Source organism: Arthrobacter sp. SO3, from assembly GCF_020532825.1.
Classification (GTDB): Bacteria; Actinomycetota; Actinomycetes; order Actinomycetales; family Micrococcaceae; genus Arthrobacter.
Window position 1 is genome coordinate 28,426 of record NZ_MQTS01000144.1, and the last position, 12,318, is coordinate 40,743.

Genomic DNA, 12,318 nt, shown 5'->3' on the forward strand with positions numbered 1-12,318 from the left:
TGCTGGCCGGCGGCCGGGCAGGCACACCGTGAGGGTCCTCGTCACCGGCGCGAGCGGCCTGCTCGGCGGGGAAGTGGCACGGCTGCTGGTGCGCCAGGGCCACACGGTCACCACGTTCCAGCGCCGTTCCACGGGCGTCCACGGCGCCGCGGACCTCTGCGGGTCCGTCACGGACCTTGACGCCGTCCACCGCGCCGTGGCCGGCGCCGAGGGCGTGATCCATCTGGCTGCGAAGGTCTCCTTCACCGGCCGCGCCGCGGATTTCGACGAGGTAAACGTCGAAGGGACGCGCCTGCTGCTCCGTGCGGCCCGTGCAGCCGGCGTGCGGGACCTGGTGTGTGTCTCGTCCCCGTCGGTGGCCAATTCCGGGACAGCCATCGCCGGTCTGGGTGCAGAGCCGGCGGACCCGGCCCGCGCGCACGGCAACTACTCCCGCTCCAAGGCCGAGGGCGAACTGCTGGCATTGGCTGCTGACTCGCCGGAAATCCGCGTCGCGGCGGTGCGCCCGCACATCGTCTGGGGCCCCGGCGACACGCAGCTGGTGGAACGGGTGCTGGAGCGTGCCGGCCGCGGCCGGCTGCCGCTGCTCGACGCCGGTGCCGCCCTGATTGACACCACCTACGTGGACAACGCCGCCTCGGCGATCGTCGCCGGGCTGCACCGCATGGAGCACATCCACGGCCGGGCGCTCGTGGTCAGTAACGGTGAACCCCGCCCGGTCGGTGAGCTGCTGGCGGGCATCTGCGCCGCCGCCGACGTCCCTGCCCCGTCGTGGACGGTACCGGGCGGGCTCGCGCGGGCGGCAGGATCGGTGGTGGAGAAGGCCTGGACGTGGGCCGGCCGGGCAGGGGAGCCGCCGATGACCAGATTCCTCGCCGAACAGCTCTCCACCGCCCACTGGTTCGACCAGCGCGAGACCCGCGAACTCCTCAGCTGGACCCCCGCCGTGTCACTTGACGAGGGCCTGGCGCGGCTGGCCGCGCACTACGGTTCCTACCAGCGGCCGTTGCGCGGCGTCGGCTGGCAGACGGGGCACGTATAGGACGAGCGGTTCATGAACTGGTCCCGCCTCATGGTGCTGACCAGACCGGCGGCGGCGCAGCGTTTGCATTCCTTGCCCTCGCGGCCGTAGGCGTTCAGGGAGCGGTCGAAGTAGCCGGACGCCCCGTTGACGTTGACATAGAGCGAATCAAAACTGGTGCCGCCGGCGGCCAGGGCGTCGGTCATGACCTCGCGTGCGGCGTCGAGAACTCGCCCGGCCTCCGCCCGCCGCAGCGTGTCCGTGGGCCGGGCGAAGTGCAGCCGCGCCTTCCAGAGTGCTTCGTCCGCATAGATGTTGCCGATCCCCGAGACAAGCCCCTGGTCCAGCAGGGCGCGTTTGAGGCCTGTCTTGCGGGCGCGGAGGCGGCGGTAGAACTCCTCGAAGGAAAAGTACGGATCCAGCGGGTCCCGGGCGATGTGGGAGGCTTCCGCGGCGATGAGCGGCAGCGGCGTCTCGGCGAGCCCGCCGGGGCCGCCGTCTGCGGTGGGGATCAGCGAGGTCAAAAAGAGTCCGCCGAAAATCCGCTGGTCCACGAACCGGAGCTGTTCCGGCATGCCCTCCGCGGGGCTGAGCCGCAGCCGGACTTTCAGATGTTTCTCGTCGGAGACCGAGGAGTCCTGCATCAGCAGCTGTCCGGACATGCCCAGATGTGCCATGAGGGCCACCGCCGGAGTTGGGGCTTCGGCTGCGCCGCCGGCGGGATCCGCGGCGGGGGTGTCCGCCAGCGGCAGCCAAAGGAACTTTCCGCGCCGGACGACGTCCAGGACGCGGGCGCCTTCAAGGTTGCCGGCGAAGTCCTCCGGGCCGAGCGCGTGCCGGCGGACGGAGCGTGGATCCACCACCTCAACGGCGGTGATGGTCCGGCCCCGCACCCAGCTCACAAGGCCGCGGCGGACAACTTCGACCTCGGGCAGTTCAGGCACCGGGCGGGCCTAAGCGCCGGGCTGGGACTGCAGCTGCTCCGGGTCGGACGCACCGGGCTCGACGGTCGGCACTGCCTCCGGCGTCCCAGCTGACGGAGCCGACAGCCTGCGCCAGGCATCCGCGGCGGCTTCCTGCTCGGCTTCCTTCTTGGAGTTGCCTGACCCGCTGCCGTAGTCGGTCCCGCCGATGCGCAGGATGGCTTCGAAGGTCCGGGCATGGTCCGGGCCGGAGCCCTCCACCGCGTAATTGATCGTCCCGAGCTGGCGGCTGGCCGCGAGCTCCTGGATGCTCGTCTTCCAGTCGGTGCCGGCGCCGAGCGCCGCGGCGTCCGCCAGCAGCGGTCCGATCAGGCGCATGACCAGCTGGCGCGCCGTCTCGATGTCATTGGAGACGTAGGTGGCGCCGATCAGCGCCTCCATGGTGTCGGCGAGGATCGAGGCCTTGTTCTTGCCTTCGGTGAGCTTTTCGCCCTGTCCGAGGTAGATGAACTCCCCCAGCCCGATACTGCGTCCGATGCCCGCGAGTGCCCGGGTGCTGACGACGGCGGAACGGCGCTTGGCCAGGTCCCCTTCGGGCAGCGTGGGGTTGTCACGGTACAGGGCGTCAGTTACCGAAAAACCCAGGATGGAGTCGCCGAGGAACTCGAGCCGTTCGTTGGTGGGGATGCCGCCGTTTTCGTAGGCGTAGGAACGGTGTGTGAGCGCAAGACGAAGCGTCCCGGCGTCAATAGTGACACCGAGACGCTTCAGAAGCTCTTCAGTTGAAGACATCTTAGTCAGCCAGTTGGCGGATTAGACGTCTGCGACCTTGCGGCCCTTGTATTCAAGGAACAGCGCGGTGCCAGCCGAGTCGGTAACGACCTTTGCCTGGTGCGGCAGGCTGTACGTAACCTGGCCGTTCTCGACAGTCTTCACCAGGTGGGGGGCAGTTGCCTTCCACTGGGAGCGGCGGGCGCGGGTATTCGAGCGAGACATTTTCCGCTTCGGGACAGCCACGGCTAACTCATTTCTCTCTAGTCCAACACTTACAAATCAGTTTTGCCGGTCAGGCTTAGCCAAGTCAGCTAGGGCAGCCCAGCGAGGATCTACCACCTCGTGGTGATGCCCCGGCTCGTCTTCCAGGCGAACTCCACATTCGGAGCAAAGGCCCTGGCAGTCTTCCCGGCACACCGGCTGGAACGGCAGCATGGTTACAACTGCGTCCCGCAACACCGGCTCAAGATCGATCAGATCGTGCTCGATTCGACGTTGCTCTTCTTCGTCTTCTTCATCCGAGAACACAGCGTCCTCATAGAAGAAAAGTTCTTGCACATCGACCTCTTGGTCATACGCAAGGGGATCCAGGCATCGGCCGCACTCGCCAGTAACTTCGACGTGCGCGGTTCCTGATACCAAAATTCCTTCGTGTACGGCCTCAAGCCGCAGATCCAGCTCGACATCCGAGCCTTCCCGCACGCCAATGAGCGCCACACCAAGATCACCTGGTGCGGGTACATGTTCCGTCAGCGTCCGCATGCTTCCCGGACTGCGTCCGAGGTCCTTGACGTCAAACACCAAGGGCGAACTAGCATCTCGTTTAATGAGAACTCCTGTTGAACATATGACCGACGTACCATCTTAGCCTGATCTGCCGGGCGGACTCAAACCGGCAGCTTCCTGCAGTTCACACCGCACGCCGCTCCGGATTCAGGCCCCGCAACCGGCAGCAGGCCGCCGAGTACCGATCAAGCTTACCCTCTGCGCGGCTGATCCTGGACCGGCCCGCCCGGGTGCAGCCGTTTCAGCACCGAGCGGGGCACAAAGTCGGAGACATCACCGCCCAGGGTGAACACTTCCTTGATCAAAGTGGAGGACAGGTGGAGGTAGTGGCCCTCGGCGGGCAGGAAGACCGTCTCGACGCCGGACAGCTGGCGGTTCATCGTCGCCATCGGCAGCTCATAGTCAAAGTCGGAGGAGGAGCGGAGGCCTTTGACGATGGCGGATACGCCCCGCTGGCGGCAGTACTCCGCGAGGAGTCCCTCCCCGACCGGCTCGACCACGATGCCCCGCAGGGAGGCCAGGGTCTCCTTCGCCATGTCGATGCGCTCCTCGAGCGTGAACCGGTATTTCTTGGCGTAGTTCGTGGAGACGCCGACAATCACCTCATCAAACAGGCCGGCGGCCCTGGCAATGACTTCCAGGTGGCCATTGTGGATGGGGTCAAAGGAGCCAGGGCATACGGCGCGTCTCATCCTCCGAACCTACCGTATTGCTGCCGCCGGCCGGGATAACATGGCTGAATGTCAGCATCAAGCATTCCCTTCACTGTGTCCGGGGGCGTGGTTCTCGTGACGGGAGCCGCCATGGGCATGGGCCGTCTTTACGCCCTGCGGGCGGCCCGCGAAGGCGCCGGCGTCGTGATTCTCTGGGACGTCGACGCCGCCGGCCTGGCGAAGACCGCCGCCGAAGTCACCGCCCTCGGCGCCCGTGCCGTCGTCCGGCAGGTGGACCTCGCCAACCGCACGGCGATCGCCGAGGCCGCGGCGGACTGCGCGGAGGAAGGTCCGTTGACGCTGCTGGTCAACAACGCCGGCATCGTCCGCGGTGCGCTGTTCTGGGACCACAGCCCGGAGCGGGACATCGCCCTGACCATGGACATCAACGCGCTGGCGCCGATGTACGTCACCCATGCGTTCCTGCCGGGCATGATGGCCGACGCCGGCCGGCCGCGCCGGATCCTCAACATCGCCTCCGCCGCGGGAACCGTTTCCAACCCGAGGATGAGCGTGTACGCGGCGTCCAAGTGGGCCGTCATTGGCTGGAGCGACTCGCTCCGGCTGGAACTCGAACAGCAGGGCTACCGCCACCTCGCCGTGACGACGTTCTGCCCCAGCTACATTTCCACCGGAATGTTTGCCGGCGCCCGCGGCCCGCTGCTGACGCCGCTGATGACGCCGGAGGACGCCGTGAACCGGGCGTGGGTGGCCACCGCGGCCGGCCGGCCGCAACTGATCGCCCCGGCGACCGCGCAGCTGGGCAAAGTCCTGCGCGGCCTGCTGCCGGTGCGGGCCTGGGACTTCGTGGGCGGGAAGGTTTTCGGGATCTACTCCACCATGGATAAGTTCACCGGGCGGGTCGAGAAGACGGACCAGCGGTGAACTCCCCGAAGCAGCTCCCGTGGCAGCGGACCGCGACCGGAGCCAACCTCCTCTCCCCCGGCGGCACCCTCGGCGTGACGATCTTCGAGGAAATGACCACCCTCGCCCTGCAGACCGGCGCGATCAACCTTGGCCAGGGCTTCCCGGACGAGGACGGCCCGGTCGAGATCAAGGCGGCCGCGCAGGCCGCCATCGCCGCCGGCGCCAACCAGTATGCCCCCGGCAAGGGCATCCTGGAGTTGCGGGAGGCGATTTCGCTCCACCAGGAGCGTTTCTACGGCCTGCAGCCGGACCCGCAGACCGAGATCATCGTCACCACCGGCGCCACCGAGGCCATTGCCGCTTCACTGCTCGCACTCGTGGGGCCCGGCGATGAGGTGCTCACCTTCGAGCCGTTCTACGACTCCTATGGCGCGATCATCGGCCTCTCCGGTGCCCGCCACGTCACCGCACCGCTGCTGGCCCCCGACTTCATGCCGGACCTGGACGCCCTGGACGCGGCGTTCAGCAGCCGCACCAAGGTGGTGCTGGTCAACAACCCGCACAACCCCACCGGCGCGGTGTTCCCCCGCGAAGTGCTTGAACGCGTGGTCGAGCTCGCCATCCGGCACAACGCCGTCATCATCACCGACGAGGTCTACGAACACCTCACCTTCGGGGCCCGTCACATCCCGGTGGCCACCCTGCCGGGCGCCGCGGAACGCACCCTGACCATCTCCTCCGCCGGGAAGACCTTCTCCTTTACCGGCTGGAAGATCGGCTGGCTCAGCGGGCCGGAGCACCTGGTCGCGGCGGCCCGCACAGTAAAGCAGTTCCTGAGCTACAGTTCCGGCACCCCGTTCCAGAGCGCCATCGCGGCCGGCCTCGGCCTGCCGGACGAGTTCTACGCCGGAATCGCCGACACCCTGCAGCTCAAACGCGACATCCTCAGCGAGGGCCTCCGCGCGGCCGGACTGAACGTCTTCACCCCGCAGGGGACCTACTTCGTAAACGTGGACACCGCCCCGCTGGGCATCACCGACGCCGTGGACCTGGCCCGCCGGCTGCCCGCGCTCGTGGGCGTCGCGGCGATTCCGGTGCCGGTCTTCTGCCACCCGGAAGGCGCCGAACGCACCCGGAGCCTGCTGCGCTTTGCCTTCTGCAAACGGATCGACGTGCTGCAGGAAGCCGCCGAACGGCTCGCGACCCTCCGCGACAGGCTCTGATGCCGGACACTCCCCCGGCCTCGCGGTTCCTGCGCACCACCGGCCAGCACGCGACAATCGAGCCCGACGCCTTCACCGAGGGCGGCTTTGTCCTCAGCATCGGCGGCGCCGAACAGTCGCACGTCAATCTCGCGGACCCCTCGGATATCTTTTACGAGTACCTGCGCAGGATCGGCCACGTGGTGGATCTTGCGGCGCCCTGGGCCGAACCCATCACCGCCCTGCACCTCGGGGCGGGTGCGCTGACACTGGCCCGTTACATCCAGGCCACACGGCCGGGCTCCGTGCAGTACGCGGTGGAGCTGGAGCGGGAACTGCTGGACTTCGTGCTGCAGCAACTCCCCCTGCCGGAGGGAACCGAGCTGCACACCCTGATCGGCGACGCCCGGGGCGCCCTGGCCGTGCTGCCCCCGGAACTGCGCTTCGACGTCGTGATCCTGGACATCTTCTCCGGGCCCGAGGCACCGGAGCATATCGCCTGCACGGAGTTCTACCTCGAAGCCGCGGCAAAGCTCAGCCCCCGCGGGGTCCTGATCGTCAACGTGGGTGATGAACCCGGGCTCACGCTGGTCCGCAGCCAGGTGGCCGCGCTGCGCCGGGCGATGTCCGATGTCTCCGCCTTTGCCGAGGCCGGCATGTTCGGCGGCCGCTATCCCGGCAACATCATCCTGACCGGGACGCAGGGACCCTGGCCGGAGGTGTGGACCGCGGCGCTCACCGCCCGCGGGCCCCACCCCGCGAAGGTGCTGTCCGGCGTGGCGCTGGACGCGCTCGCCGGCTAGCCGGAGCTGTTCGTTTCTGCTCCGGGCGCGTCCCCTGCGCCTTCCTCCACGCTGGGTTCGGCGAACCAGAGCTTCGTTTCCCCGTACTTCCGTTCGGCAAACCGCTCCATCCCGTCCGGCCAGCCCGGCTCGGGCGACCGGGATGAGCGCTCCACCACGGCGACGGCGCCCTCGGCAAGATGCGGGAGCAGCTTGGCCAGCACCCCGGCCAGCGCCGGTTCGTCGAGGGGGTAGGGCGGGTCCAGGAAGACGAGGTCCCAGCGGACGCCGTCCTGGGCGCGTTCCAGGAACGATTCGACCTTGGACCGGTGCACGGTGACGACCTTGCGCCCCGCGACCGTGTTGACCAGGTCCGCGTTGCGCTGGCAGACCTCGCTGGCCTTCCCGTCGAATTCCACCAGGTCGACGGTCTTCGCTCCGCGGCTGGCGCTTTCCACGCCGAGGGAACCGGAGCCCGCGTAGAGGTCCAGCACGCGGGCGTCCGCAATGACCTCAAAGGCGTCCAGCCGGGAGAAGAGCGCTTCCTTGACCCGGTCCGTGGTGGGCCGGGTCAGGGACCCGGGGACGCTGACCAGGGTCGTTCCGCCCGCGGCCCCGGCAATGATGCGGCTCATGGCCGGGCCGTCCTGGGTGCATTGGTGGTGTTAGCCGCGTTCAAGGAACGCCTCCTTTTCCGGATTGAGGTATTCGTCGATCGATGCGGCGAGGGCGGGGTGGGCGCCCAGTGACGGGTCGCCGCCGACGATCTGCCAGGCGTCCTGCCGTGCCCGGGCGATCACGTCCTCGTGTTCCAGGACCCGCAGCAGCTTCAGTGTGGACCGGCCGCCGGACTGGGAGGCGCCCAGGATGTCGCCTTCACGGCGCAGCTTGAGGTCCTCCTGGGAGAGCGCGAAGCCGTCGGTGGTGGCCGCGACGGCGTCGAGCCGCCGGCGGCTCGGGTGGCCGGGTTCCAGGGCGGTGACGAGCAGGCAGGTGCCCGGCAGCCCGCCGCGGCCCACCCGGCCGCGGAGCTGGTGGAGCTGCGAGATGCCGAAGCGGTCCGCGTCCAGGATCACCATCAGGGTGGCGTTGTGGACGTCCACGCCCACTTCGATCACGGTGGTGGAGACCAGGAGCTTGGTCTGGTTGGCGGTGAAGGAGGCCATGGTTTCGGACTTCAGTGCCGGGTCCAGCCGGCCGTGCAGCGGCGCCACGGGCACGCCGGCCAGGGCCGGTTCGTCCCGGAGCTGTTCCACGACGGCGGTGACGGATGCCAGTTCACGCGCCGCGCTGTCCCCGTCGAGGTCCGCGGCGGTCGGTTCGGCCTCGCCGGGACTGAAGTCGCCGTCGTCGTCCGAGCCGATCTTGGGACAGACGATGTACACCTGGTGGCCGGCGTCGATCTCCTCCCGGGCGCGGCTCCAGATGCGTGTGGCCCACGCCGGGTGCTCCGCGAGGCCGACGACATGGGTGGTGATCGGCGCGCGCCCGGCCGGCAGTTCGTCGAGCACGGACGTTTCGAGGTCGCCGAACACGGTCATGGCCACCGTCCTGGGGATGGGGGTGGCGGTCATGACCAGCAGGTGCGGGGGCTTCCTGGCCTTGGACCGGAGCACGTCGCGCTGTTCTACGCCGAAGCGGTGCTGTTCATCCACCACGATCAGACCGAGGTCGTAGAAGGAAACGTTGTCGCTGAGCAGGGCGTGCGTACCGATGACAATCCCGGCGGTTCCGGAGGCGGCGTCCAGCATGGCCTGTTTCCGGGCCGCGGTCGGCATGGAGCCGGTGAGGAGCGTGACCTGGACCGCGTCGGGGCCGAAGCCGCCCAGCATGCCGTCGCGGGAGAGCGGCCCGAGCGTGCGGCGGATCGATTCGAAGTGCTGCGCGGCAAGGACCTCGGTCGGGGCCAGCAGGGCGGCCTGTCCGCCCGCGTCGACCACCTGCAGCATGGCGCGCAGGGCCACGACGGTCTTCCCCGAACCGACTTCGCCCTGGAGCAGCCGGTTCATCGGCGAGTCCTGGCCGAGCTCCGCGGCCAGGGTCTTCCCGACGGCGGCCTGGCCGGCAGTCAGGGTGAACGGCAGCTGCCGGTCAAAGGCGGTCAGCAGCCCCTCCGCGGCAGGCCGGCGGGCGGTGGCCTCCTCCGCGGCGAGCTGGGCGCGGCGCCGGGCGAGGGCGGCCTGGAGCACCAGGGCTTCCTGGTAGCGGAACCGGTCCCGGGCGCGCTGCCAGTCTGCGGGTCCGTGCGGGGCGTGGATGAGCCGGTACGCGTCGGCGACCGGCACGAACTTCTCCCGGGCCGTGATCTGCGCCGGCAGCGGGTCAGGCAGGGCGTCCAGGTCTGCGGTCTCCAGCAGCGTGGCGACGACTTTCTGGATGGACCAGCTGGTCAGCTTGGCGGTCGCCGGGTATACCGGGATGGGCATGGCCGCGAGCGCCTCCGGGTCCATCCCGGGGGTGTCCGGGTCCTCGTCCAGCAGCTGGAAGTCCGGGTTCGTCAGCCCCAGGGCGCCGCCGTAGCGGGTGATCTTCCCGGAGAACAGGGCGCGGCGGCCCGGCTGCAGCTCGGCCTTGGCCCGGTGGCCGTTGAAGAAGCTCACCTTCAGGGTGCCGGGCCGGCCGGTCCCGGTGCCCGGGGCCGCGGCGCCGGCGTCGTCGGTGATCACGACGTCGGTCAGGGAGCCGCGGCGGGTCTTCATGAACCGGGTGCTGCTGCTGACCACCCGGGCAATCAGGGTGACGTCCTCGTCGAGCGGAACCTCGCTGATGGGTGTCAGTTCGCCGCGGTCCATGTAGCGGCGGGGGAAGTAGTTCAGCAGCCCGCCGACGGTGGTGATGCCAAGGTGCTTTTCGATGACCGCCGCGGAACGCTTGCCGATGCGGCGTTCCAGGCCCAGTCCCGCTTCGGCGTTGTCCAGCTCAGCGTTCATGTCCGTCGGGGGCCTGTCCTGCGGGTTCGCGGTCGCCGGAGTCGCGGGGTTCTGCGTCCGGCACGGCAAGGTCAGTAACGCTGATGTCCGAGGGTTCGCCGAGGGAGCGGATCAGGGCGACGGCCGCCGCGGCAGCCGGCACATGGACGTGGACGCGCCAGCGGTAGGTCCCGGACGCATCGGCCGCCCCGCCGACCTGGCTCATGATGACGGACTCGCCCATTTCGTCGAGCCGCTGGCGCATCATGGCGGCGTCCAGAGGTGAAAGCGTGATGGTGCACATGACTTCCACACCTTCGTCACGCGGCATGCCGGCATGGATGTGGGGGTCCTGGACGTCGTAGCCGTGCAGTCCGTCCAGCAGCTGGTCCTGGAGTTCCTCACCGAGAACGGCGGAGCGGAGGCAGTCGAGGACCAGCAGCATCCCGACGCCGCCGGCATCCACCACGTGGGCGGCGTGCAGGGCCTCCAGCTGGTCCTCAGTGCGCACCACAGCCGCGACGGCTGCGTCCACGACGGCATCCAGGGCCAGGCCAAGGGTGTGGTTGCTGTCGTCGCCGTCGTGCGCAGAGTCCACGGCGGCCGCGGCGCGGGCGGCGGCTTCCATCACGGACAGCATGGTGCCGGGAACCGGGTCGCTCAACGCGGACCAGGCCCGGAGCTGGGCCCGGTTCAGCGCGGCGGCCAGCAGCGGCGCACTCAGCCGGTGGTGGCCGGCGAGGGGTTCTGCCGCGGCGCAGAGGAAGACAGCGAACAGGGTGCCGGAGTTGCCGCGGGCTTTTTCCATGGCAGCCAGGCCGGCCCGGGAGAGGACGGCGCCAACGTCGTTCCGGGCCGGGTCCGGCGGACCGAAGGAATGCAGGGACGGATCCGTGCTGATCTGGGGCAGCGCGGTGGTGTCCAGGGTGTGGAGTTCCTGGGCGGCGGCCCGCACCGTCAGGTACAGGTTCGTGCCCGTATCGCCGTCGGCGACGGGGAAGATGTTGATGGCGTTCAGGCGGTCGCTGTGGTTTCCAAGCGTTGTTTCTGCCTTGCTCAACCACCGCTTCATCGCTTGCGCGTTCGCGGCAATCTTAGTCTGCAAAGTGATCCCATCCCACAGTGTCAGCGGGCCTGCCCGCTATCTTGACGCCCGCGCGGTCCGTTGGTGCAGGGGCTTCTACCGAGCCTATCGCAGTGAAACCGTGAGGCAGCTGAAGACCGGGTGGGAATGTGGCAAGCAGCCCGTGGTCCTCTCCGCCGCCCAGGACCCAGGCCATTGGGTCTGTGCCGAGCAGGCCGGCGGCAGGCAGCAGCGGAACCGCCAGTTCCCGCAGTGCCGCCGCGTCGAGGTTCAGGACGGCGTGGCTGGCGGACGCCATCCGTTGGCCGTCACGGACCAGTCCGTCGGAAATGTCCATCATGGCCGTGGCTCCGGAATCCCGGGCCAGCGGGCCCGCGGCGAGCGGGGGCATGGGCCTGCACTGGGTGTCCATCAGGGCGCGCTGTTCCCGGTCCAGGGCCTCGACGGGGTTCGTCGATTCCAGCAGCGCGAGACCCGCCGCGGCCCGGCCCACGGTGCCGGCGAGCGCCAGGACGTCCCCCGGCCGCGCGCCGGAGCGCAGCACGGCTGCCCGGCCGTCGAGGCTGCCGAGAATCGCCACGCTCACCGCCAGCTCACGGCCGCGTCCCAGGTCTCCGCCGGCCACGGCGCAGTCCGGGGCACCAAGGTTCCGGATGCCGGCACTGAGTCCGTCGGCGAAGTCCTCGACCCAGGCGACCCGGGTTTCCGGGGGCATGGTGAGGCTGACCACGAGGGACGTGGCACGGGCACCCATGGCGTTGATGTCGCTGAGGTTCTGAGCGGCGGCCTTCCAGCCGACGTCGTAACCGGTGGTCCGGTAGCCGTTGTTCCACTCCAGGCGGAAGTCCTGGTCGGCCACCTGGGTGTCGATGCTGAGGACTGTCCGCCCGTCCGGAACGGCCACAATGGCGGCGTCATCGCCCGGGCCCAGGATCAGGGACGGGTTGTGTTCCTGGCCGTAGTGCAGGCGCGGGAAGATTCGTTCCAGTAGTTGGGATTCGGAGAGCTCCGCCACCGTCAGGGCCGGGCCGGACGGCGTCGGCCCGGGCAGGGCCGCCCTGGGGGGCGTCACCCCGGACCGGGTCGCTTCGGAAAGTGGGACAGGCTCGTGTTCAGGCACAGCCCTACGCTACCGCGGGGCCCGCAACGGCGGCGGCTCCGCGCTGCGGGGTGTTCACGGCAGGGCGGCCCTGCGGCGCCGCGCTGTTCCCGTTTTCCCCGCTCCGTGACGGGCGTGCGAGACTCTTAGGCATGCCC

13 protein-coding genes are annotated in these 12,318 nt (G+C 69.2%); 4 read left to right on the top strand and 9 right to left on the bottom strand.

The genetic code is table 11. The features are described from left to right. Window positions 1-28 precede the first annotated feature (28 nt). Complete coding sequence (locus BJQ90_RS13635) at window positions 29-1,042, top strand: NAD-dependent epimerase/dehydratase family protein (protein WP_226760809.1); 1,014 nt, start codon at window positions 29-31, stop codon at window positions 1,040-1,042. On the opposite strand, the gene mutM is transcribed toward BJQ90_RS13635, so the two are convergent. The 5 genes from mutM to coaD all read right to left on the bottom strand — a co-directional run bounded on the left by mutM (window position 994) and on the right by coaD (window position 4,196). Continuing rightward, a complete protein-coding gene (mutM, locus tag BJQ90_RS13640) occupies window positions 994-1,965 on the bottom strand; it encodes a bifunctional DNA-formamidopyrimidine glycosylase/DNA-(apurinic or apyrimidinic site) lyase (RefSeq protein WP_226760789.1) in 972 nt (323 codons plus the stop codon). The genes BJQ90_RS13635 and mutM overlap by 49 nt on opposite strands. Before the next feature lie 9 nt (window positions 1,966-1,974). Continuing rightward, window positions 1,975-2,736: a ribonuclease III gene (gene rnc / locus BJQ90_RS13645; RefSeq protein WP_226760790.1), complete on the bottom strand. Its 762-nt coding sequence runs from the start codon at window positions 2,734-2,736 to the stop codon at window positions 1,975-1,977. 21 nt (window positions 2,737-2,757) lie between these two features. Next, window positions 2,758-2,961 (bottom strand): 50S ribosomal protein L32, encoded by a 204-nt coding sequence (gene rpmF, locus BJQ90_RS13650; protein WP_009356569.1) that lies wholly within the window; start codon window positions 2,959-2,961, stop codon window positions 2,758-2,760. A gap of 36 nt (window positions 2,962-2,997) precedes the next feature. Beyond that, window positions 2,998-3,522 carry a YceD family protein gene (locus BJQ90_RS13655; protein WP_226760791.1) on the bottom strand — a complete coding sequence of 175 codons (525 nt, stop codon included), beginning with the start codon at window positions 3,520-3,522 and terminating at the stop codon, window positions 2,998-3,000. 173 nt (window positions 3,523-3,695) lie between these two features. Beyond that, window positions 3,696-4,196, bottom strand: a complete 501-nt coding sequence (gene coaD / locus BJQ90_RS13660; RefSeq protein WP_226760792.1) for a pantetheine-phosphate adenylyltransferase — start codon at window positions 4,194-4,196, stop codon at window positions 3,696-3,698. Between the two features lie 48 nt (window positions 4,197-4,244). Between coaD and BJQ90_RS13665 the strand changes: the two genes are divergently transcribed. The 3 genes from BJQ90_RS13665 to BJQ90_RS13675 are packed head-to-tail and all read left to right on the top strand — an operon-like array spanning window position 4,245 to window position 7,089. Beyond that, window positions 4,245-5,102: an SDR family NAD(P)-dependent oxidoreductase gene (locus BJQ90_RS13665; RefSeq protein ID WP_226760793.1), complete on the top strand. Its 858-nt coding sequence runs from the start codon at window positions 4,245-4,247 to the stop codon at window positions 5,100-5,102. Next, on the top strand, window positions 5,099-6,307 hold the full coding sequence (locus BJQ90_RS13670; protein ID WP_226760795.1) for an aminotransferase class I/II-fold pyridoxal phosphate-dependent enzyme: 1,209 nt from the start codon (window positions 5,099-5,101) through the stop codon (window positions 6,305-6,307). Before BJQ90_RS13665 ends, BJQ90_RS13670 begins: the two co-directional genes overlap by 4 nt. Then, on the top strand, window positions 6,307-7,089 hold the full coding sequence (locus tag BJQ90_RS13675) for a spermidine synthase (protein ID WP_226760796.1): 783 nt from the start codon (window positions 6,307-6,309) through the stop codon (window positions 7,087-7,089). Before BJQ90_RS13670 ends, BJQ90_RS13675 begins: the two co-directional genes overlap by 1 nt. Here the strand turns inward: BJQ90_RS13675 and rsmD are convergent. Genes rsmD through BJQ90_RS13695 form a run of 4 tightly spaced genes read right to left on the bottom strand, consistent with a single transcriptional unit; the run spans window position 7,086 to window position 12,082 of the window. Next, window positions 7,086-7,703 carry a 16S rRNA (guanine(966)-N(2))-methyltransferase RsmD gene (gene rsmD, locus BJQ90_RS13680; protein ID WP_226760797.1) on the bottom strand — a complete coding sequence of 206 codons (618 nt, stop codon included), beginning with the start codon at window positions 7,701-7,703 and terminating at the stop codon, window positions 7,086-7,088. The genes BJQ90_RS13675 and rsmD overlap by 4 nt on opposite strands. Before the next feature lie 30 nt (window positions 7,704-7,733). After that, a complete protein-coding gene (locus tag BJQ90_RS13685) occupies window positions 7,734-9,998 on the bottom strand; it encodes an ATP-dependent DNA helicase RecG (RefSeq protein WP_226760798.1) in 2,265 nt (754 codons plus the stop codon). Then, window positions 9,988-11,049: a DAK2 domain-containing protein gene (locus BJQ90_RS13690; RefSeq protein ID WP_226760810.1), complete on the bottom strand. Its 1,062-nt coding sequence runs from the start codon at window positions 11,047-11,049 to the stop codon at window positions 9,988-9,990. Before BJQ90_RS13690 ends, BJQ90_RS13685 begins: the two co-directional genes overlap by 11 nt. A gap of 22 nt (window positions 11,050-11,071) precedes the next feature. Next, window positions 11,072-12,082, bottom strand: a complete 1,011-nt coding sequence (locus tag BJQ90_RS13695) for a thiamine-phosphate kinase (protein WP_413463683.1) — start codon at window positions 12,080-12,082, stop codon at window positions 11,072-11,074. Window positions 12,083-12,318: the final 236 nt, after the last annotated feature.